Source organism: Micromonospora sp. WMMD736 (genome assembly GCF_049179015.1).
Taxonomy (GTDB): domain Bacteria; phylum Actinomycetota; class Actinomycetes; order Mycobacteriales; family Micromonosporaceae; genus Micromonospora.
The window spans coordinates 3,171,182-3,192,053 of the sequence record NZ_JBMHMI010000001.1 but is presented as its reverse complement, the minus strand read 5'-3'; the positions used below and the strand labels follow the sequence as shown (position 1 = coordinate 3,192,053).

The 20,872-nt window shown below is 71.7% G+C and carries 19 protein-coding genes; 6 read left to right on the top strand and 13 right to left on the bottom strand.

The genetic code is table 11. The features are described from left to right. Positions 1-136: 136 nt before the first annotated feature. Positions 137-1,621, top strand: a complete 1,485-nt coding sequence (locus ACN269_RS13950; protein ID WP_421472852.1) for a sugar transferase — start codon at positions 137-139, stop codon at positions 1,619-1,621. A 9-nt stretch (positions 1,622-1,630) separates the two neighbouring features. Here ACN269_RS13950 and ACN269_RS13945 read toward each other — a convergent pair whose 3' ends face one another. Continuing rightward, complete coding sequence (locus ACN269_RS13945; protein WP_421472851.1) at positions 1,631-2,761, bottom strand: PP2C family protein-serine/threonine phosphatase; 1,131 nt, start codon at positions 2,759-2,761, stop codon at positions 1,631-1,633. 96 nt (positions 2,762-2,857) lie between these two features. Here ACN269_RS13945 and ACN269_RS13940 point away from each other — a divergent pair, with 96 nt between their 5' ends. Further along, on the top strand, positions 2,858-3,487 hold the full coding sequence (locus tag ACN269_RS13940) for a MarR family winged helix-turn-helix transcriptional regulator (RefSeq protein ID WP_421472850.1): 630 nt from the start codon (positions 2,858-2,860) through the stop codon (positions 3,485-3,487). A 10-nt stretch (positions 3,488-3,497) separates the two neighbouring features. Here ACN269_RS13940 and ACN269_RS13935 read toward each other — a convergent pair whose 3' ends face one another. Continuing rightward, entirely contained in the window at positions 3,498-5,168 is a 1,671-nt protein-coding gene (locus tag ACN269_RS13935) for a SpoIIE family protein phosphatase (RefSeq protein ID WP_421472849.1), read from the bottom strand. A 127-nt stretch (positions 5,169-5,295) separates the two neighbouring features. Further along, positions 5,296-6,534 (bottom strand): ROK family protein, encoded by a 1,239-nt coding sequence (locus tag ACN269_RS13930; RefSeq protein ID WP_421472848.1) that lies wholly within the window; start codon positions 6,532-6,534, stop codon positions 5,296-5,298. A gap of 78 nt (positions 6,535-6,612) precedes the next feature. Between ACN269_RS13930 and xylA the strand changes: the two genes are divergently transcribed. The 3 genes from xylA to ACN269_RS13915 all read left to right on the top strand — a co-directional run bounded on the left by xylA (position 6,613) and on the right by ACN269_RS13915 (position 10,752). Beyond that, positions 6,613-7,800: a xylose isomerase gene (gene xylA / locus ACN269_RS13925; RefSeq protein WP_421472847.1), complete on the top strand. Its 1,188-nt coding sequence runs from the start codon at positions 6,613-6,615 to the stop codon at positions 7,798-7,800. Between the two features lie 8 nt (positions 7,801-7,808). Beyond that, complete coding sequence (gene xylB, locus ACN269_RS13920) at positions 7,809-9,227, top strand: xylulokinase (protein ID WP_421472846.1); 1,419 nt, start codon at positions 7,809-7,811, stop codon at positions 9,225-9,227. A 91-nt stretch (positions 9,228-9,318) separates the two neighbouring features. Further along, a complete protein-coding gene (locus tag ACN269_RS13915) occupies positions 9,319-10,752 on the top strand; it encodes an MFS transporter (RefSeq protein ID WP_421472845.1) in 1,434 nt (477 codons plus the stop codon). 292 nt (positions 10,753-11,044) lie between these two features. Here the strand turns inward: ACN269_RS13915 and ACN269_RS13910 are convergent, their stop codons facing one another. From ACN269_RS13910 to ACN269_RS13890, 5 genes are all read right to left on the bottom strand, one after another. Continuing rightward, complete coding sequence (locus ACN269_RS13910) at positions 11,045-12,703, bottom strand: glycoside hydrolase family 13 protein (RefSeq protein ID WP_421476331.1); 1,659 nt, start codon at positions 12,701-12,703, stop codon at positions 11,045-11,047. A gap of 33 nt (positions 12,704-12,736) precedes the next feature. Further along, entirely contained in the window at positions 12,737-13,783 is a 1,047-nt protein-coding gene (locus tag ACN269_RS13905; RefSeq protein WP_421472844.1) for a LacI family DNA-binding transcriptional regulator, read from the bottom strand. Positions 13,784-13,851: 68 nt separating this feature from the next. Next, a complete protein-coding gene (locus ACN269_RS13900; protein ID WP_421472843.1) occupies positions 13,852-14,820 on the bottom strand; it encodes a carbohydrate ABC transporter permease in 969 nt (322 codons plus the stop codon). A 1-nt stretch (position 14,821) separates the two neighbouring features. After that, a complete protein-coding gene (locus tag ACN269_RS13895) occupies positions 14,822-15,868 on the bottom strand; it encodes a carbohydrate ABC transporter permease (RefSeq protein WP_421472842.1) in 1,047 nt (348 codons plus the stop codon). Positions 15,869-15,938: 70 nt separating this feature from the next. Further along, entirely contained in the window at positions 15,939-17,285 is a 1,347-nt protein-coding gene (locus tag ACN269_RS13890; protein ID WP_421472841.1) for an ABC transporter substrate-binding protein, read from the bottom strand. Positions 17,286-17,535: 250 nt separating this feature from the next. Between ACN269_RS13890 and ACN269_RS13885 the strand changes: the two genes are divergently transcribed. Then, entirely contained in the window at positions 17,536-18,309 is a 774-nt protein-coding gene (locus ACN269_RS13885) for a peptidoglycan DD-metalloendopeptidase family protein (RefSeq protein ID WP_421472840.1), read from the top strand. A gap of 48 nt (positions 18,310-18,357) precedes the next feature. On the opposite strand, the gene ACN269_RS13880 is transcribed toward ACN269_RS13885, so the two are convergent. The 5 genes from ACN269_RS13880 to ACN269_RS13860 form a co-directional block, all read right to left on the bottom strand. After that, positions 18,358-18,852, bottom strand: coding sequence for a TspO/MBR family protein (locus ACN269_RS13880; protein WP_421472839.1), 495 nt, complete (start codon positions 18,850-18,852; stop codon positions 18,358-18,360). Positions 18,853-19,006: 154 nt separating this feature from the next. Further along, positions 19,007-19,150: a GPGG-motif small membrane protein gene (locus ACN269_RS13875; protein WP_007464364.1), complete on the bottom strand. Its 144-nt coding sequence runs from the start codon at positions 19,148-19,150 to the stop codon at positions 19,007-19,009. Continuing rightward, positions 19,141-19,917 (bottom strand): metallophosphoesterase family protein, encoded by a 777-nt coding sequence (locus tag ACN269_RS13870; protein WP_421472838.1) that lies wholly within the window; start codon positions 19,915-19,917, stop codon positions 19,141-19,143. Before ACN269_RS13870 ends, ACN269_RS13875 begins: the two co-directional genes overlap by 10 nt. A 10-nt stretch (positions 19,918-19,927) precedes the next feature. Beyond that, complete coding sequence (locus ACN269_RS13865; RefSeq protein WP_421472837.1) at positions 19,928-20,203, bottom strand: hypothetical protein; 276 nt, start codon at positions 20,201-20,203, stop codon at positions 19,928-19,930. Continuing rightward, positions 20,200-20,847 carry a nucleotidyltransferase gene (locus tag ACN269_RS13860; protein ID WP_421476329.1) on the bottom strand — a complete coding sequence of 216 codons (648 nt, stop codon included), beginning with the start codon at positions 20,845-20,847 and terminating at the stop codon, positions 20,200-20,202. The genes ACN269_RS13865 and ACN269_RS13860 overlap by 4 nt, the downstream gene beginning before the upstream one ends. Between the last annotated feature and the right edge of the window lie 25 nt (positions 20,848-20,872).

The following is a 20,872-nucleotide window of genomic DNA, read 5'->3' as shown; positions in this document are numbered from 1 at the left end:
AAAAGTGACGGCAATACGTCGGAAGCAATCGGCAGTCATAGTTGTCAGGGCAGGATGTCGACGTGTTCCGGCAATGTCGGTCCGCCTACGGTCCGACCCGTCGGCCGGGGCCGTCCTGAGCAGAGTGGGAGGGCCGGTGACGACCGCGACACTGTTGACCCCCGCCGACACCCCGGCGACGCCGCAGGACCGTCCGAGCGGGCTGGTGGCCCGTGCTGACGAACGGTCCTACATCCGGGTCCTGGTGGTGCTGGACACCACCGTCCTCATCATCGCGCTGCTCGTCGGATACGTCGGCAGGTTCGGTGACGAGGAGCCGGTCGGCTCCAAGATCCCGTACGTCCTGGTGGCCCCCGGCCTGGTCCTGGCCTGGCTGATCTCCCTCAAGGCGCTCGGCTGCTACGACGACCGGGTCGTCGGCTACGGGGCGGACGAGTACCGGCGGGTCAGCTCGGCGAGCCTGCGACTGGCCGGCGCCATCGCCATCGCCGGCTACATCGCCGACGTCGGCGTCTCCCGAGGGTTCCTCGGCATCTCCTTCGCGGTCGGCACCATCGGGTTGGAGGTGACCCGGTTCGCGGCGCGCAAACGGCTGCACCGGGCCCGCTCGAAGGGCGCCGGCTGGTCCCGCCGGGTGCTCGTCGTCGGCGACACCGCGCACGTCCTGGAACTGGTGCACACCCTGCGTCGCGAGCCGTACGCCGGCTACCAGGTGGTCGGCGCGTGCATCCCCGACGCGCTGCTCGCGCCGGTGGCGCAGCGACTCGGCGACGTACCGGTGGTGGGATCGTTCCGGGGCATCCCGGAGGCCGCGACCGCGATCGGCGCGGACACCGTGGCGGTGACCGCCTCCGGTGAGCTGACCGCGGCCCGACTGCGTCGACTCGGCTGGCAGTTGGAGGGGACCGGCGTCGACCTCGTCGTGGCCCCCGCGCTCACCGACGTGGCGGGCCCGCGGATCCACACCCGCCCGGTCGCCGGGCTGCCCCTGATCCACGTCGAGGCGCCCGAGTTCCGCGGCGCGCGCAAGCTGGTCAAGGGTTTCGTCGACCGGTCGATGTCGTCGGTCGCTCTGGCGTTGCTCCTGCCGCTGATCGCGGTCATCGCGTTGGCCATCAAGATGGACAGCCGGGGGCCGGTGTTGTTCCGCCAGGTCCGGGTGGGGCGGGGCGGGCAGGAGTTCGGGGTGTTCAAGTTCCGGACGATGGTGGTCAACGCCGACGCGTTGCTCGCCGAGCTGGCGGCCCGGAACGAGACCGACGGCCTGATGTTCAAGATGCGCGACGACCCTCGGGTGACGCGGGTCGGCCGGCTGCTGCGCAAGTGGTCGCTGGACGAGCTGCCGCAGCTGGTCAACGTCCTGCTGGGCCAGATGAGCCTCGTCGGGCCGCGTCCGCCGCTCCCGTCCGAGGTGGCCCGCTACGACGGCGACGTGGCCCGGCGACTGCTGGTCAAGCCCGGCATGACCGGCCTGTGGCAGGTCAGCGGCCGGTCCGACCTCAGTTGGGAGGACGGCATCCGACTCGATCTCTACTACGTGGAGAACTGGTCGCTCGCCGCCGACCTCACCATCCTCTGGAAGACCGCCGGCGCGGTGCTGAACAGTCGCGGCGCGTACTGACCGCGACGCTCAGGGCTGGGGCCCGGTCCAGTCCAGGCAGACCACCACGGCGTCGTCGACGAGGTCGCCGGCCACGAACGCGCGCAGGTCACCGAGGAGCGACCGGACGGCGTCCAGCGGCTCCATCGGGCCGGTCCGCCGCAGGAACCGTTCCAGTGCCGTCTCGCCGTAGCGGACGTTCTGCCCGGTGGCCTCCACGACGCCGTCGCTGACGACGAACAACCGGTCACCGCGTTCCAGCGTGAACGTCTGCTCGTGGTAGTCGGTCGCCTCGAACATGCCGAGTGGGAACTGCGCCTCCAGCGGCTGCTCGGTGACCTCGCCCCGGCGCAGGAGCACGAGCCGTGGCGAGCCCGCGTCCACCACGGTCATCGTTCCGGAGCGCAGGTCCAGCTCCATCAGCAGCACGGAGAGGTGCCGCTTGCCCCGGTACTCGTCGTAGATGGCCTGGTCGGCGAGGGCGGCCTGATCGCCCAGGCCGAGGCCGGCCCGGCGGGCGTTGCGCAGCGCGTGGGTGGCCAGCGACGTGAGCAGCGATGCCGCGACACCCTCACCGCTGCCGTTGACCGTGGAGAGCCAGAGCCGTTCCCCGTCGTCGGACCAGTCGAAGCTGTCACCACGCACGGCGTACGCCGGTTCGAGCTGGCCGGCCAGGCTGAACGAGGGGCGGACCCGGCTCCGGCCGGGCAGCAGGTCCCACTGCATCTCGGCGGCCAGGGTGAGCCGCTGGCTGCGTCGGGCCACGCTGTAGACGTCGGTGCCGGGGGAGACGGCGGCCACCTCGTGTGCCAGCGCGGTGCAGACGTCGGCCAGCGCGGCGAGCACCGCCGGGTCGTCGACCACCGGCGCCAGACGCAGCACGCCCCGACGTTCACCGCGCATGGTGACCGGGAACCAGGCCACGCCGTCGACCAGGACGGGCGACTGGTGGTCGAAGGCACGCCAGGCGGGGTGGCCGGCGCCTCGGAGTGAATCACCCTCGGTGAGGGGCAGCAGCTCCGCGAGGCGGTAGTCGACCTGGTACAGCTCTGCCTCGGAAATCCCGTACGCCTCGTCGAGAACCTTGCGAACGCCACCCACGAGACGGTCGGCCGGTGTCTCGTTCAGGGTGCGGCGTGCCCGATTGACCGGTTCGCTCATCAGGCCTCCTTCATCCAAGCTCGACCACCAGTGGGTTCGGAGTAGTCTCGGGCCACCATGGCCGAACACAACGGTCCACCGGACCCTGCGACGAGTATGGCTGCCGCATTGGACGCGGCGGCGGGTGCCCTGCTGGGCGTCTGGGATTCCGCCCGTGAGGCGACCGCCAGCCGGGTTTCCGGTGCCCAACTACGGGCGGTGATGGTGGTCGAGCAGTACGACGGGATCAACCTACGCCGGCTCGCCACCCGGCTGGACATGTTGTTGAGTTCCGCCAGCCGCCTGTGCGACAGGTTGGTCGCGGCCGGCATGCTCGAGCGTGAGCCGGGGCGCTTCGACCGGCGGGAAATCTCCCTGCACCTCACCCCGGAGGCCCGGCGGCTCCTCGCGGAGCTACGCAACGACCGCCAGGCGCGGCTGGCCGCCGTGTTGGCGGCGATGAGCCCGGCGGGTCGCGCCGCGCTGGTGAGCGGGGTGCGGGAGTTCGACGAGACCGCCCGCCGGCAGCAGGCGCGGAGCACACCGGATGACGGGGACTCCCCGCGCGGGCGGGAGGAATGGCCGCAGGATCCGGACCGGCCCGACGGCCCGACGCGCAGGTCGCCGGAGCAGCCGGACCGCCCCACCCGAGAGGTGTGGCAGAGCGGGGCGGCGAGACCGGAGCGGACGGTGAGCGCGCCCCGCGACTGGCCCGCCGGTGAGCCACCGGTGGCGCGGACCGCCTGACGGTCGGGGCTCAGTCCGGCGTCGACGCGTACACCGCCAACATGGCGATGTCGTCGGCGGCCTGCCCGCCCACCCACTCGTCGACCACCTGGAGCAGCCTGTCGACAAGGGCCGCCGGAGGCAGACCGGCCGCCGCGGCGAGTGCGCCGCGCAGCCGGCGCTCGCCGAACTTCTCCGCCCGGGCCGGGCCGCCGCCCGCCTCGGTCACCCCGTCGGTGTACGCGAGGAGCAGATCGCCCGGATCGAGGTGCACCCGCACCTCGGTGAACCGGGCGTCGGTCAGCGCGCCGACCGGCATACCGCCGACCGGGACGTTGGTGACGGAGCCCGTGGCGGTGACCAGCAGTGGCGCGGGGTGGCCGCCGCCGGCGATCCGGAGATCCACCCCCGTCGGCCCGTGCTCCAGCCACCCGAGCAGCAGGGTGGTGAGCTGGCTGCGCCGTGTCGCGTCGGGGGCGTCGAACAGGGTGCGGTTGAGCAGGTGGATCAGTTCCAGGGGGCGCTGCTCGACGAGTCGTAGCGTCTGTAGCGACTGCCGGACCCGCCCGGTCAGCACGGCCGCGCCGACGCCCTTGCCGGAGACGTCGCCCAGCGCGAAGAGCGCGCCCCGCGGGTGCGGGAACACCTCGTAGAAGTCCCCGCCGATGCGCAGCGTGTCGCCTGCGGCCCGGTAGCCGCCGGCCAGGCGTACGCCGGGCACCGTCGGCAGCTCCGGCGGGAGCAGGCTGGTCTGCAGCACCCGGGCCAGGTGGGCCTGCTCGCCGTACAGCTCGGCGGCGGCCAGCGCCGCGCCGGCCCGCGCGGCGAATTCGCGGGCCAGCTCGCGGTCGCGAGAGTCGAAGTCGGCCCGCCCGGCGCGGCGGACGAGCAGCAGGGCGCCGGCCGGGCCGCCGGGGCCGCGCATCGGACTGACCAGTGCCGCGCCGGGCCGGCCGAAGCTGGGCGGAAGCAGGGCGGTCAGCCCGGCGACGTCGGCGTCCGGCCAAGGGGTCGGCTCGCTGAGGTCGCCGTCGAGCGCCGCACCGAGATCGGGGACGAGGTCGGTCAGCTCCGCGTCGGCAATCCCGGTCATCGGGGCCGGCTCGTCGTCGGCGTACCGCGTGAAGCGGGGGTGCGGCTCGGCCGGCGCGGGCGGGCGGAGCAGCGCCACGGCGGCATCGGCCAGGTACGGCACGGCGAGGGTCACGGTGGTACGGAGTGTCTGGTCCCGGTGCAGCGACAGCCCGAGCCGGCTGCCGGCCTGGGCGAGGAAGGCGGTGCGGGAGCGCTCGGCCAGCAGGGCGTCGGTGCGGGCGTGCTCCTCGGTGACGTCGCGGACGTACCAGGCGTACCGGTCGTCGGCGAGCTGTCGTCGGACGCCGCGCAGGTGGCGGCCGTGGTGCTCGGCCTCGAACGCGTCGGTGCCGTCGCGGACGGCCCGGGCCAGCGCCGCCATCGCGCACCCGGACAGCTCGACGCCTGCGACGATCTCCGGGAGCAGCTCGACCGCCCGGGCGTTGACCAGGGTCACCCGGCCGGTTGCGTCGGTCGTCAGCACCGCCTCGGCCAGCCCGTCGAGCAGCTCACGGGCCAGCGGCGGGTCGGCGGGCAGCCCCGCGCCGTGATGGCGGGTCGGACGGCGCGACGGATGCCCCTCGCCGCCGACCGGACCAGCCGAGCTGCCCCGTTGGGTCGTAGTCACCGCCCGATGCCGGCCCGCGTCCGACGACCTGTACGCATGCTGCTCCGGGCTCCTCGCCTGCCGATCGTTGCTTGACGGCAAGCGTACCGAGCCGTACCGACGCACGCCCAGACCGCGTCGCCCGGGGTCAGCCGGCGCGGTTCAGCCAGCCGGCGGGACGGGCGACGATCCGTCGTACCACCGATCCGGCCGCGCCCACGGCGGCGGCCTCCGGCCCGAGGGTCGACGGGCGGACCGTGACCGGCGACCAGGCGGCGGTGAGCACCCGGGCCTTGATCTCGGCGAGCACCGGCGGGCAGAGCCAGGGGGCGAGCGGGGCGTACCCGCCGCCGAGTACCACGGTGTCCAGGTCCAGCAGGTTCACCACACTGGCGACCGCCACCCCGAGAGCCGTGCCGGCGTCGTGCAGGGCGCGCAGCGCGGCCGGCTCCCCGGCCTCGGCCAACTCGGCCAGGCGGGCCGTCGCGGTGTCCGCGGGCAGCTCCGCCCGCACCAGTCCGGCGCCGGCCACGATCGCCTCCTGACCGGCGTACTGCTCCAGGCAGCCGCGCCCGCCACAGCGGCAGGGTCGCCCCTGCGGGTGTACCGGCAGGTGCCCGATCTCACCGCTCCAGCCGCGTACGCCCCGGAACAGCGCGCCGTCCAGGACGATCCCCGCGCCGATGCCGACCTCGCCGGAGATGTGCAGGAAACTGGCCGGGCCAGGCGGTCGGGAGTGCAGCTCGCCGAGCGCGGCAAGGTTGGCCTCGTTGTCCACCACCAGGGCCGGTACGTCCGGTATCCGATCGGTGAGCGGTGGGTGCGCGCCCAGCAGCTCGGGCACCGGCACGTCCCGCCAGCCGAGGTTCGGTGCGAGTCGGACCTGCCCGGAGTCGTCGATCAGCCCGGGTACGGCGAGCGCGGCCCCGGCGAGCGTGAGGCCCTGCCGGGCCGCGTCGGCGCGGGCCTGCCCGGCGAGGTCGACGAGGCGGGCCAGGGCGTCCTCGGGCGCGACCGGGCGCAGGTCGGCCCGGTGCACGGTGCGGTGGCGGACCTGTCCGGCGAGGTCGACGACGCACACCGTCAGATAGTCGACGTTGACCTCGAGCCCGAGACCGGCCGGGCCCTGGTCGGCCAGGACCAGTCCGCGGGCCGGGCGGCCGGCCCCGGCCCGGGGGGCCGGCTCGGCCTCGCTGACCAGTTGGCCCGCGAGCAGGTCCTCGACGACCGCGGAGACGGTGGCCCGGGTCAGGCCGGTGGCCGTGGCCAGGTCGGCCCGGGACGGGGGGCGGTCGGCGGCGGCGATCCGGCCGAGGACCAGGGCGAGGTTGAGCTCGCGCAGGCTGCCCTGGCGGGCCGCGCCGGCCGGTGCGTGGGTGGGGCTCACCCCTTGACACTGCCATAGGACGGGCAAATAATTCAATCGCTGAACAAATACCTGACACCACCATCCCGGAGGTCACCCATGGCACCCCGTCCCACCCCCGCCGACAAGTTCTCCTTCGGGCTCTGGACCGTGGGCTGGCAGGCCCGCGACCCGTTCGGCGACGCCACCCGCCCCGAGCTGGACGCCGTCGAGGCGGTGCACCGGCTCGCCGAGCTCGGCGCGTACGGCATCACCTTCCACGACGACGACCTGATCCCGTTCGGCGCGGACGCCGCCAGCCGGGACCAGCACATCGCGCGGTTCCGCAAGGCCCTCGACGAGACCGGCCTGGTGGTGCCCATGGTCACCACCAACCTCTTCACCCACCCGATCTTCAAGGACGGCGGCTTCACCAGCAACGACCGCGACGTCCGCCGCTTCGCGCTGCGCAAGGTGCTGCGCCAGGTCGACCTGGCCGCCGAGCTGGGCGCGAGCACCTTCGTCATGTGGGGTGGTCGCGAGGGCTCCGAGTACGACCTCGCCAAGGACGTCCAGGCCGCCCTGGACCGCTACCGCGAGGCCGTCAACCTGCTCACCCAGTACTCCATCGACAAGGGCTACAACCTGCGCTTCGCCCTGGAGCCCAAGCCCAACGAGCCGCGCGGTGACATCCTGCTGCCCACCATCGGCCACGCGCTCGGCTTCATCTCCCAGCTGGAGCACCCGGAGCTGGTCGGCCTCAACCCGGAGGTCGGGCACGAGCAGATGGCCGGGCTGAACTACGCCCACGGCATCGCCCAGGCGCTCTGGCAGGGCAAGCTGTTCCACCTGGACCTCAACGGCCAGCGTGGCATCAAGTACGACCAGGACCTGGTCTTCGGTCACGGTGACCTGATGAACGCGTTCGCGCTGGTGGACCTCCTGGAGAACGGCGGCCCGAACGGCGGGCCGACCTACGACGGGCCCCGGCACTTCGACTACAAGCCGTCGCGCACCGAGGACATGGACGGGGTGTGGGCGTCGGCCGCGGCCAACATGAGCACGTACCTGCTGCTCAAGGAGCGCGCCGCGGCGTTCCGCGCCGACCCGGAGGTCGTCGAGGCGCTGGCCGCCAGCAAGGTCGGCGAGCTGAGCACGCCGACGCTCAACGACGGTGAGGGCTACGAGGAGTTCCTGGCCGACCGTTCCGCGTTCGAGGACGTCGACGTGGACGCCGTGGCCGCCCGGGGCTTCGCCTTCGTCCGGCTCAACCAACTCGCCGTCGAGCACCTGCTCGGCGCCCGCTGAGGCCCGCCATGCCGCTGGTCGCGGGCGTTGACTCGTCCACTCAGTCCTGCAAGGTGGTCATCCGGGACGCGGAGACCGGCGCCCTGCTCCGGCAGGGCCGGGCGCCGCACCCGGACGGCACCGAGGTCGACCCGGAGGCCTGGTGGCAGGCGCTGCGTAGCGCCGTCGACGAGGCCGGTGGGCTGGTCGACGTCGCGGCGGTCTCGGTCGCCGGCCAGCAGCACGGCATGGTCTGCCTCGACGAGGGCGGTCAGGTGGTCCGCCCGGCCCTGCTGTGGAACGACACCCGGTCCGCCGACGCCGCCGCCGACCTCGTCGAGGAGGCCGGCGGCGGCGCGGCGGGGCGTCGCTTCTGGGCCGACGCCACCGGCAGCGTGCCGGTGGCGAGCTTCACCATCACGAAGCTGCGGTGGCTGGCCCGGCACGAGCCGGAGCAGGCCGACCGGGTGGCCGCCGTGTGCCTGCCGCACGACTGGCTGACCTGGCGGCTGGCCGGCGCGCCCGGCCTGTCCGCGCTGCGGACCGACCGGGGGGACGCCAGTGGCACCGGCTACTGGTCCCCGGCCACCGGCACCTACCGTCCGGACCTGCTGGAACGGGCGTTCGGCCGGCAGCTCGTGGTGCCCGAGGTGCTGGGCCCGGCCGAGTCGGCCGGTCGGCTGACCAAGGAGTGGGGTGACGCCCTGCTGGGGGCGGGCACGGGCGACAACGCTGCCGCCGCGTTCGGCGTCGGCGCGGGGCCTGGCGACGTGGTCGTCTCGATCGGCACCTCCGGCACCGTCTTCAGCGTGGCCGACGTCCCGGCCGCCGACGACAGCGGTGCCGTGGCCGGCTTCGCCGACGCGTCCGGTCGCTTCCTGCCGCTGGTGTGCACGCTCAACGCCGCCCGCGTGCTGGACGCCGCCGCCGCGATGCTCGGCGTCAGCCTGGACGAGCTCGCCGAGCTGGCCCTCTCCGCGCCCGCCGGCGCGGACGGGCTGGTCATGGTGCCCTACCTGGAGGGTGAACGGACGCCCAACCTGCCGCTGGCCACCGGTTCCGTGCACGGCCTGACCCTGCGCACCTCGACTCCCGCGCACCTGGCCCGGGCCGCCGTGGAGGGCATGCTCTGCGCCCTCGCCGACGGCCTGGACGCGCTGACCGCGCAGGGGGCCACCGTCCGCCGGGTCATCCTGGTCGGCGGTGGGGCACGGTCGGCCGCCGTCCGCCGTATCGCGCCGCAGGTCTTCGGCTGCCCGGTCGTCGTCCCACCCGCCGGGGAGTACGTCGCCGACGGGGCCGCCCGCCAGGCCGCCTGGGTCGCCCTGGGCGGGCCGACGCCACCTCAGTGGGACGTCAAGGGCACCGAGGAGTACGCGGCGGAGCCCGTCCCCGCCGTCCGTGACCAGTACGCCGCGGCTCGGCCACTGGTGCTCGACCGGCGCTGAGCGTCAGGTCGACCGGGTGGGCGTCGGTCAACGGTGATCGACGCCCACCCGCGTGCCGACCTGCCCCGCCGGGTCTGATTGGCTGCGGGTCATGACGGTGACCAGTGGCGGGCGGGAGCAACGCGCGCGCGGCCGGGGCGGTGGCCCGGCGCACCGGCTGTACAGCGTCGTGGTGTTCGTGGTGCTCGCCTCGTTGGACAACGTGGCGATCGGACTGGTCCCACCGCTGTACGGGCCGATCGCCCGGACGTTCGACACCTCGACCGGACTGCTGGGCCTGGTCACCGCCGTCACCTTCCTGGTCAGCGCGGTGGCCGCGGTCGGCTGGGCGTACGTCGGGGACCGCAGCAACCGTAAGCCGCTGCTCATGGTGGGCACCCTGATCTGGGCGGCGGGCACCGGCGGCAGCGCCCTCGCCGGTGGGTACCTCACGTTCCTGGCCGCCCAGTTCGTCGCGGCGGTCGGCCTCGGCGCGGTCGGCTCGGTGGGCTTCTCGGTGGTCACCGATTTGATCTCACCGGCCCGCCGTGGCTTGGTGATGAGCTTCTGGGGGCTCTCGCAGGGCGTCGGTACGCTCGCCGGCACGCTCGTCGGTGGGCTGCTCGGTGCGACCGACTGGCGGCGGCCGTTCCTGCTGCTGACCGGGGTGGGGCTGACCGCCACCCTGGCGTACCTGTTCACGTACGACATCCGCCGCGGCCAGAGCCAACCGGAACTGGTGGACGCCCTGGACTCCGGTGCCGAGTACGACTACCGGATCAGCCGGGCCGACCTGCCGCGCATCCTGGACCGGCGGACCAACCGGTGGTTGATCCTGCAGGGGTTGACCGCGCAGGTCGCCTTCGGCTCACTGGTGTGGCTGCCGAGGCTCTTCGCCGAGCGGGCCGAGGCCCAGGGCTACTCGGAGTCGACCGCCGTGGTGGTCGGCAGCGTCTTCGCCACCCTGTTCCAACTCGGCGGGGTCCTCTCCATCGTGGGTGGCCTCGTCGGCGACGCGGCGCAGCGGCGTACCCCCCGGGGCCGGGCGGTGGTCGCCGCGGTCGGCATCCTCGCCGCGCTCCCGTTCTACCTGGTGTTGTTCTTCGTCCCGGTGACCATCGACGTGCCGGACGGCGGGAGCGGCGGCGCGGTCGTCGGCGCGGTGTTGTCCAGCGTGTTCACCGAGCCGTCGGTGGGGTTGAGCCTGCTCACCGCCGTGGTGGCGCTCGCGTTGACCTCGGCCAACTCGCCGAACTGGTTCGCGCTGATCGCCGACGTGAACCCGCCGGAGCACCGGGGGACCGTCTACAGCCTCGGCAACCTGGTCAACGGCGTCGGCCGGGCGGCCGGCAACGGGCTGGTCTGGGGGGCGTTCCAGGGGCTGCGGGCGGCGTTCCCGCCGCCGCTGAACTTCGCCGTCGGGCTGGCCGTGTTCCAACTCTTCTTCATCCCCACCGGCGTCATGTACTGGCTCGCCTCCCGCAGCTCACCGACCGACATCGACAATGTCCACAACCTGCTGCACACCCGAGCCGACCGCCTCTGAGGCCGCCGCCGCTGGCCCGCGCCGGCTCGCGGGCTGGGTCGGCCGGAGGGCCTGGACCTGCTCCTCACCCGGTCGTCGGGCCACCCCCGGGTCCGGGCGGTACCCGCGTCACCTTTGCTCTGCTTCAACCCAGGCAACACAAAAGGCCGCCGACTGTCGCCTGGGTTGAAGCAGAGCAAAGGGCCTGATGCACACACCCGGTCCCACACACCTGGTCCCCCCGCGGCCGCCCCACCGAACCGGCGCGCGAAGCGGTGGGTCGGTGGGGCGGTGCAGCGGTCGATCGAGAAGGTCAGCCCCGCAGCCAGACCGTCACGTCGGTCGGGATCGCGCCCTGGTCGGTCAGGGGGGCGCTGGTGGCCAGCACCTCGGCGTTGGCCGGGATCGGTAGCGGGGCGTCGCCGAAGTTGGTCAGCACGGTCACGTCGCCGTTGCGGAACACCAGGGTGTCGTCACCGGAGGAGAGCCACTCGAGGGCGCCCCGGCCGAGGCCGTGGGCGCGGCGCAGCCGCAGCGCCGTGCGGTACAGCTCGTACGTCGAGCCGGGCACGTCGCGCTGCCGGTCCAGCGCGTACTCGGCCCAGGACGGCGGCTGCGGCAGCCAACTGGCGTCGGTGGGCCCGAAGCCGTACGACGGGGCGTCGGCCTCCCACGGGATCGGCACCCGGCAGCCGTCACGGCCCCGCTGGGTGTGCCCGCTGCGCGCCCAGGTCGGGTCCTGGCGGGCCTCGTCCGGCATGGTGGTGTGCTCGGGCAGGCCCAACTCCTCGCCCTGGTAGAGGTACGCGGAGCCGGGCAGGGCGAGCATCAGCAGGGTGGCCGCCCGAGCCCGACGCAGACCGAGCGCGGCGTCCGGCTGCGGGTCACCGATGCCGATGCCGTTGGGCCGGCCGCCACCGACCGCCAGGCCGAGCCGGGAGGCGTGCCGCACCACGTCGTGGTTGGACAGCACCCAGGTCGTCGGCGCGCCCACCGAGTCGGTCGCCTCCAGGGACCGGGTGATCACCGCGTACTGGGCCGGCGCGGTCCACGCGGCGAGCAGGTACTCGAAGTTGAACGCCTGGTGCATCTCGTCCGGGCGGACGTAGCGGGCCAGCCGCTCGGCCGGCTCGACCCACGCCTCGGCGACCAGCACCCGTTCACCGGGGTAGCTGTCCAGGACCTGCCGCCACTGCCGGTAGATGTCGTGCACGCCCTCCTGGTCCCACATCGGCGGTCGCGGCTTGTCGATCTCGTTGCCGGAGAGGATCTCCTGGGGCTCCTGCCAGTCGGGCAGGTTGGCCTGCTTGATGAGGCCGTGCGCCACGTCGACCCGGAAACCGTCCACCCCCCGGTCGAGCCAGAACCGCAGCACGTCCAGGAACTCCTCGTGCACCTCCGGGTTGTCCCAGTTGAGGTCCGGCTGGCCGGTGTCGAACAGGTGCAGGTACCACTGGCCGGGCTGGCCGTCCGGGTCGACCGTGCGGGTCCACGCCGGACCGCCGAACACGCTCTGCCAGTCGTTCGGCGGCTGGTCCCCGGCCGGACCCAGGCCGTCCCGGAAGACGTACCGGGACCGCTGGGCACTGCCCGGGGCGGCGGCCAGGGCCTCCTGGAACCAGCGGTGCGCCGAGGAGGTGTGGTTGGGCACCAGGTCGACGATCACCCGAAGGCCGCGCGAGCGGGCCTCGGCGATCAGCTCGTCCGCGTCGGCGAGGGTGCCGAACAGCGGGTCGACGTTCCGGTAGTCGGCCACGTCGTAGCCCGCGTCCGCCTGCGGCGACGGATAGAACGGGGACAGCCACACCGCGTCCACCCCCAGCTCGACCAGGTGGTCGAGGCGGGCGGTGATGCCCGGCAGGTCACCGATCCCGTCGCCGTTCGAGTCGGCGTACGAGCGCGGGTAGATCTGGTAGATGGCGGCCTCGGTCCACCAGCCGGTGGCGGTCTGCTGCGTCGGGTCGGTGTTCAGGGTCGTCTCCCGTGTCGTGCCGTGGTTGATGTTTCAGTGTGCCCGGGGCGGTGCGGTGGACTCCCGGACGACCAGCCGAGTGGGCAGGATCACCGGCGAGTCGCCCGCGGGGGTCCGTTGACCGACGATCGGGCCCAGAGTGCGGGCCCCGAGCGGGTCGAGCAGTATCCGGGCGGCCAGCCGGCCCTGCTCCGCGGCCGGCTGGGCCACGGTGCTCAGGCCCAGCACTCCGGCGAGGTCGTGGTCGTCGATGCCGACCACGCTGACGTCCTGCGGTACGCGCAGCCCGGCATCGCGCAGCGCGGTCATCGCGCCCATCGCCATCTCGTCGCACGCCGCGACGATCGCCGTGGGCGGCTCACCGCGGGCCAGTAGTTCGGCGGTGGCCCGGTTGCCACCGTCGATGGTGAACGACGACTCGACGTCGAGGCTCGGATCGGGTCGGAGGCCGGCGGCCCGCAGTTCGGCCTGGTAGCCCCGGCGTCGGTCGAGGTGGGTGGTGTAGGCCAGCTCGTCGTCGGGGTCGCCGGAGATGTGCGCGATCCGACGGTGGCCGAGGTCGAGCAGGTGCCGGGTGGCCATCCGCGCGGCGGCCACGTCGTCGATGCGGACGCAGGGCCAGTTGGGGACCCGGCTCCCCGAGCTGATGGTCACCCCGGACAGCTCCAGGGTGGCCAGCGCGGTCAGGTCGGCCGGGCGCAGCGGCGTGGCGACCAGCATGATGGCGTCCACCCGCTTGTGCAGGTTGGCGGTACGCAGCACGCGCTGGCGGATCTGCTCCCGACCGCCGAGGTTGTAGAGCAGCAGGTCGTAGCCGGACTGGTGGAGGTACTCCTCGACGGCCTCGACGACGGTGCTGAAGAACCAGCGGGTGATCCGGGGGACGACCACCGCTACCGTGCCGGTGCGACCACCGGCGAGCCGGGAGGCGCTCGGCGAGACCGCGTAGTCGAGCTGCTCGGCGGCGGCCAGCACGCGGCGTCGGGTGGCGGCCGAGACCGTCGGCAGCCCGCGCAGTGCGCGCGAGACGGTGGCCGTGGAGACTCCGGCCAGCCGGGCGACATCATCTATCTTCGTCACGGTTCCCCCGCTCGGTGCCCGTCGCCCGCCGCCGCCCGTCAGGGGCCGGGCGACGGCGGGCAAGCGGGTCAGCCCTTGACGCTGCCGGCGAGTAGACCTCGCACGAAGAAGCGCTGCAGGGACAGGAATACGACGAGCGGTACGACGATCGAGACGAACGCGCCAGCGGTGAGCCGCTGCCACTCGTTGCCCCGGGTGCCGGCCATCTCGGCCAACCGGACCGTGAGCGGCGCGGTCTCGTTGCCGCCACCGGCGAAGATCAGCGCGACCAGCAGGTCGTTCCAGACCCAGAGGAACTGGAAGATGCCGAACGCGGCCAGCGCCGGGGTGATCAGCGGCAGCACGATGGTGCGGAAGATCTTCGGGTGCGTGGCCCCGTCGACCCGGGCCGCCTCCATCAGGTCTCCGGGGAGCTGCGAGATGAAGTTGTGCAACAGGAAGACCGCGAACGGAAGCGCGAAACAGGTGTGCGCGAACCACACCTGGGCGAACTTCTGTTCGTCGACCAGGTCCCACGCCGGCATCAGGGTGACGCCGCCGAGGGTGACGCCCGTGGAGAAGAACTTCAGCAGCGGTACCAGGGCCATCTGCAGCGGGACGATCTGCAACGCGAAGATCGCGATGTAGAGCCAGTCACGCCCACGGAAGTTGATCCACGCCAGCGCGTACGCGGCCAGGGAGGCGAAGGCCAGCGGGAAGAGCACCGAGGGGATGGTGATCGCCAGCGAGTTGATGAAGTAGCTGGCGAGCTGCCCCGACGACGCGGACCGCCCGAAGAGGACCTGTTCGTAGTTCTCGAAGGTGAACTGCGGGTTGGTGAACGCCGTCCACCAGCCGGTCGTCTTGATCTCGTCCTCCGGTCGGAGCGAGGAGACGAGTAGGCCGAAGGTCGGGATCGTCCAGACCACCGCGATGACGATCGACACGAGTGTCGCGGTGCGGCTGTTCAACCGCTTGCGAACCCGGCCCGCGGTGCTGGACGGGGTGCCGGCGGTGTTCTGGGTGCCGACGGCGACGGGGGGCGTTGCGGTTGTCATCTCAGCCCTCCCGCTGACGACGGAGGTTGCGGATCTGGTAGATCACGACCGGGATGACCAGGATGAAGAGGAAGACCGCGAGCGCGGAGCCCTGCCCGTTCTGGCCGTACCGGAACGCCTGGTTGTACATCTCGCTGGCGATCACGCTGGTGTCGTAGTTGCCGTTGGTGGAGGTCCGGACGATGTCGAAGACCTTGAGGGTGGCGATCGTGAGCGTCACCACCACGACGATCAGCGCCGGCCGGATGCTCGGCATGGTGATCTGCCAGAACATCTGCCACGGGCTGACGCCGTCGAGCCGGGCGGCTTCGACGATGTCGCCGGGGATGGCCTTGATCGCGGCGGAAAGCACCACCATGGCGAAGCCGGCCTGGATCCAGACCATGATGACGATCAGCAGCAGCGTGTTCAGGGGTGATTCGAGCAGCCACTGCTTCGGCTCACCGCCGAGGCTGACGACGATCTGGTTGAGCAGGCCGATCTGGTCGCCGTCGCCGCGGTACGCGTAGACGAACTTCCAGATGATGCTCGCGCCGACGAACGAGATGGCCATCGGCAGGAAGATCAGTGACTTGGCGATCGCCTCGAAGCGGGCCTTGTCCACGAGTACGGCGTAGATGAGGCCGAACGCGGTGGCCACCAGCGGGACCAGGAGCACCCAGACCAGGGTGTTGATCAGGACCCGGACCATGGAGGTGTCGGAGAACATCCAGCCGTAGTTGCGCAGCCCCACCCATTCGGTGCTGCTCCCGTTCATCAGCGAGAGCAGCATGGTGCGGATGGCCGGTACGACGAGACCGATGGTGAGCAGCAGCAGTGTGGGCAGCAGGAAGAAGAGCGCGAAGAGCCCTTCCCGCTGCCTGGGCCGCCGGGTCAGCGGCGTGCCGCTGACGGAGGCGGCGACGAGCTGGGCCTCCCGCCGCCGGGCGAACCAGGCCGGCACCACGTCGAGCAGCAGGAGCAGACCGCCCACCACCACGACGAAGGCGACCAGCCCGTACATCAGCATGAGGAGCTTCGGCTGCTCTTCGGCGAAGTCGAACTCCATCAACCCTCCCTCTCGGGTCCGGATCGGCCGGTGGCCCGGCTCGCGTGCGCGAACCGGGCCACCGCCGTGATCACTTCGGCCAGCTGCTCTCGATGCCCTGGAGCACCGGGGCGGTCTGCTTGCCGTTCAGCCAGTCGATCATGCCCTTCCAGAACGTTCCCGCGCCGACGGCGGCCGGCATCAGGTCGGATCCGTCGAAGCGGAAGGTGCCCGTCTTGTCCTGCAGGATCTGGACGGACAGCTTGTCGATCGGGCTGGCCACGTTGGCGATGTCCAGCTTGTTGTTCGCCGTGACCCAGTTGCCGAGCTTCGCGCGGCTGTTCACGTACTCGGCGGAGGCGAGGTAGGTCTGCACCGCCTGCACCTCGGGACGGTCGGCGTACGCGACGACGAACTCGCCAGCGCCGAGGACAGGCTTGCCCTTGGCCGGGTCGATGGCCGGGAAGTAGAACGCGAACGCGTCACCGTCCGCGGCCACCTTGGTGCCCTCGGGGAACTGGTTGGCGTAGAAGGACGCCTGCCGGTGCATCGCGCACTTGCCGGTGGTCACCGGCAGACCCGCCTCCTGGAAGGCGGTGGTGGTGATGCTCTTGACGCCGCCGAAGCCGCCGTTGACGTACTTCTCGTTCTTCAGGATGCTGCCGGCGCGGTCGACCGCGTCGACGATCCTCGGGTCGTTGAACGGGATGGCGTGGGTGGTCCACTGGTCGTAGACCTCGGGGCCCTGCGTCCGCAGGATCACGTCCTCGATCCAGTCGGTGGCCGGCCAGCCGGTGGCGTCACCGGACTCGACGCCCACGCACCACGGCTTCATGCCGCTCGCGGCGATCTTGTCGCTGAGCGAGATGAGCTGATCCCAGGTAGTCGGAACCTCCCAGCCCTTCTCCTTGAAGGTCTTGGGGGAGTACCAGACGAAGGACTTGACGTTCGCGCCGAGGGGCACGCCGTAGAGCGTCCCGTTGACGGTGCCGTACTTCAGCCAGTCGGCCGGCATGTTCTGCTCGGCCATGGCCTTGGTGTCGGCGCCGAGGGACTTCAGCTTGCCGGCGTCCGCGAACCGCTTCACGAGGCCCGGCTGCGGCACGAAGGCGATGTCGGGGGCGTTGCCGCCGTCGACCCGGACGGGGAGCTGCGCCTCGAACTCGCCGCTGCCCTCGTAGGCGATCTCGATGCCGGTGCAGTCGGTGAACTGCGACCAGGAACGCTCGAGCAGGTCGGCCTCGGCGTCACGGATGGACGCGTAGATCGAGACCTTCTTGCCGTCATTGCCCTGGTACTTCTCGTACGGGGCGCATTCGGCGGATCCCGCCTTGTCGCTCTTCTTGTCATTGCCGGTACCGCAAGCGGTGGCGCTGAACGCCAGCCCGAGTACACCGGCGATCACGAAGGCCTGGCGTGGTCTGGTAAAGACCGCCATGCCGTCCTCCTTCCTAGCCGGCGTGGTCTCCGCTGGTGACCCTCGCCGGTCCGATTGGGCGTGCACACATGTAAGCGCTTGCATCAGGTCTGGTCCACCCCCTGTCAGACACGAGCGAGTAACAATCCCGAAACCTCGTGTCCGCCGCCCGGGTGCTTTCCCAGGCGCAGGTCCGGGCTCTTTCGAAGATTGGCGATATCTGTCAGGCTGATGGCACTTCATCGAAGGTTTTGAACATAGGAGGAGCTGCATGCGTAAGCGGTGGATCAGCCTGTTGGTGACCGGCCTGCTCGTCGGAGGGGCCGTCGCGCCCGCGAGCCCGGCGCTGGCCGCGCCGACCTTCAAGGTGCCGTTCCCGTGCGGTCAGTCCTGGTCGGGGCAGACCCGGTCGGACCACAGCCCGGCGTACGCCATCGACTTCAACCGCACCGACGACCAGGGCGACCCGGTGGTGGCGAGCGCGCCCGGCACGGTCGACCGGGTCACCGACCTCGGCGGCACCAGTTACGGCAAGTACGTCCGAATCGACCACGGTGGCGGTTACACGACCTACTACGCCCACCTCAGCGGCTTCAACGTCTCGGTCGGGCAGACCGTCGGGTACGGCAAGGTGATCGGCTGGGTCGGCAGCACCGGCGGATCCACCGGCCCGCACCTGCACTACGAGCAGCGCCTCAACGGCAACGACATCCAGGCCCGGTTCAACGGCACCCTGGCCCTCTACTGGGGGACCAAGACCTACACCAGCGGCAACGGTTGCTCGTCGGGCAGCGGCAACGGCACGGTCGACACGAGCGGCACGCCGCTGACCGTCCGCTCCGGCCCCGGCACGGGGTACGCCTCGGTGGGCACCGTCGCCGACGGCACCCGGGTGACCATCTCCTGCCAGACCAGTGGCACCACCGTCACCGGCACCTACGGCACCAGCTCGATCTGGGACCGTATCGGCAGCGGCCGTTACATCGCCGACGCGTACGTCTACACCGGCTACGACGGCTACATCCCGAACGTGCCCCGCTGCTGACCTCTGCTGGTCTCCGGCGGGGTGACCCGCCGGAGACCAGTCGGGTGGTCAGGCGTTGAGCCGCCAGATCGACAGGTTCAGCGCGGCGGCGAAGGTGACCCACGCCCAGTACGGCAGCAGCAGCGCCGCCGCGACCCGGGACACCCGGGCGAAGAGCACCACGGTGAGGCCGATCGCCAGCCACATCACCACGATCTCGGCGAACGCCAGCCCGTACTGGCCCGCGCCGAAGAACAGCGGGGTCCAGATGGCGTTGAGCACGAGTTGGGCGGACCACGCCCACAGGGCGGGGGAGAAGCCGACCCGACGCCAGGCCAGCCAGCCGGCGACCGCGATCAGCGCGTAGAGGACGGTCCAGACCGGGCCGAAGAGCCACGACGGCGGCGCCCAGTCCGGCTGACGCAGGCTCGCGTACTCGTCGGAGGTGCCCTGCACGCCGAGCCCGCCGATCGCCGCCGCGACGAAGACGGCCGCCGCGAAGGCGGCGAGCGCCCAGCGCGACCGCCGGCCGGACCTGGGCCGTACCTCGCGGGATGTCTCCATGGTCGAGATATTTCCGGTACCGGGCCCGGTCAAACCCCAGAAGAAAGCGCCGGGGCCGCTGCGGCCGGTGCTTCTGTCGGGAGGACGAAGCTCCGGTCGCGGCGACCCCGACGGGTCCCGGTGTCCGATATGAGGATTTTATGAGGTGCGAGCGTCAATTGAAGATGCTGACACCACCCGGGCCGACCAGCAGCCCGACGACGATGAGGACGATGCCCCACAGGATCTGCCGGCGGAACAGCGCGAGGATGCCGGCGACCACGAGTACGACTGCGAGAATCCAGAGAATCAGCTCCATGACCTCTGAATACCCGACCCTCCGATCGGGGAAACCTGGTCCGTGTCGAGTTGATCCCCGACATGAAAGACGCTGTACGCCTGCTTGATGACCGGGTGCGCCACGTTGCGGACGCGTACCCCTCCGGGGGTCATGCCGCGCTCGGTGCCGGCGTGCGCGTGCCCGTGCAGGGCCAGGGCGGTCGGCGCCGAGTCGATCGCCTGCCCCAACTGGTACGACCCCAGGAACGGGTAGATCTCCAGCGGCTCGCCGACCAGCGTGTCCGGGACCGGGGCGTAGTGCGTGAGCGCGACCAGCATGTCGCACTCCAGCGAGCGCAGGGCCTCTCCCAGGCGGTCCGCGCTCTCGTTGGTGGTCCGGACGAACGACTTCATCTCCGGCTCGCCGAAGTCGCTCGCGCACCGACCGGCGAACCCCCCGCCGAAGCCCTTGACCCCGGCGATGCCGAGCCGGCCGCCCGCGCAGTCCAGGACGACGCCGTTGCCCTCCAGCACGGTGATGCCCGCGTCCTCGAGCACCTTCACCACCTGTGGCACCTGGTCACACTGGTGGTCGTGGTTGCCCAGCACGGTGACCACCGGTACGGCCAGCCCGCCGAACTCCTGCGCCACGCAGCGCGCCTCGGCCTCGGTGCCGTGCCGGGTCAGGTCGCCGGCCAGCAGCAGCACGTCGGCGCACTCCGGCAGCTCCTCCAGCGCCGGGCGGAACCGGCCGACCACGTCCTCGTCCAGATGCACGTCGCCCACGGCGGCGATCCGGATCACCATGAAACCTCCCTCAGGGCAGTTGCTCGATCTCCGTGGGCGCCTGGACGCGGATCACCCCGATGTCGCTGGTGATCGGCACGTCCGGGAAGCGCTCCGACACGAGACGCAGGATCTCGTCCCGCCGGTGCGGGCTCTCCACCTCGCCGTGGAGCACGAGGACGTCATCGCGTCGGACGACGGTGATCCCCTGTTCGGCGACGGCCGGATCCTCGGTGAGCGACCGTTGGATCTCCGCTTCGACGTACTCGTCGGGTGGCGCCGCGCCACCGGCCTGATCGTTCGTCACGGTGTCTCCTCTCCTGCCGGGGTGCCGGGCTCCGGCACCACCTCCAGCCGGTCCAGCAACACCAGGAACGCCTCGGCGTACGGCGAGTGCTGCGTCTCCTTGCGTACCCGTTCCCAGTCGATCTGCTCCCGCAGCGACCGGGCCAGCGGCAGGCCGCGGGCGAAGTCGCAGTAGTGCTGCGAGAAACTGAGCAGCTTGTGCACCATGAGCTGGGTGGCGGACAGGACCGGCATGTGGATGGCGTCCACCGGCCGCACGACGGTGTCGGCGAACGTCTCCTCGGTCACCGGCGTCTCGATGGGCCGGTGGATCAGGTCCACCATCCGCTCCTCGTCGAAGACCTTGACGAGCCAGTCCTCCGGCGGTCGCTCGGCGCGGAAGCCGGCGGCGACCAGCGCCTCCAGCGACCGTTCGACGTCGGCCTCGCGGATGAGGAAGTCGACGTCGTGGTCGCTGGAGTGGCCGCCGTGGGCGTAGACGGCGAAGCTGCCGCCCAGCGCGAACGGGATCTCGGACTGCTTGAGCACGGCGGCGACTTTTTTCAGGGTGTGTACCAGACTCTCGTCCCCGCGCTCAGCCATCTGGATCTCCCGTCGGTCGTGTTGGTGGACAGGCGGTTGGATTCGAACCCCCGTACCCGGCATTCCGGTCGCCCACACCTGCTCTGGT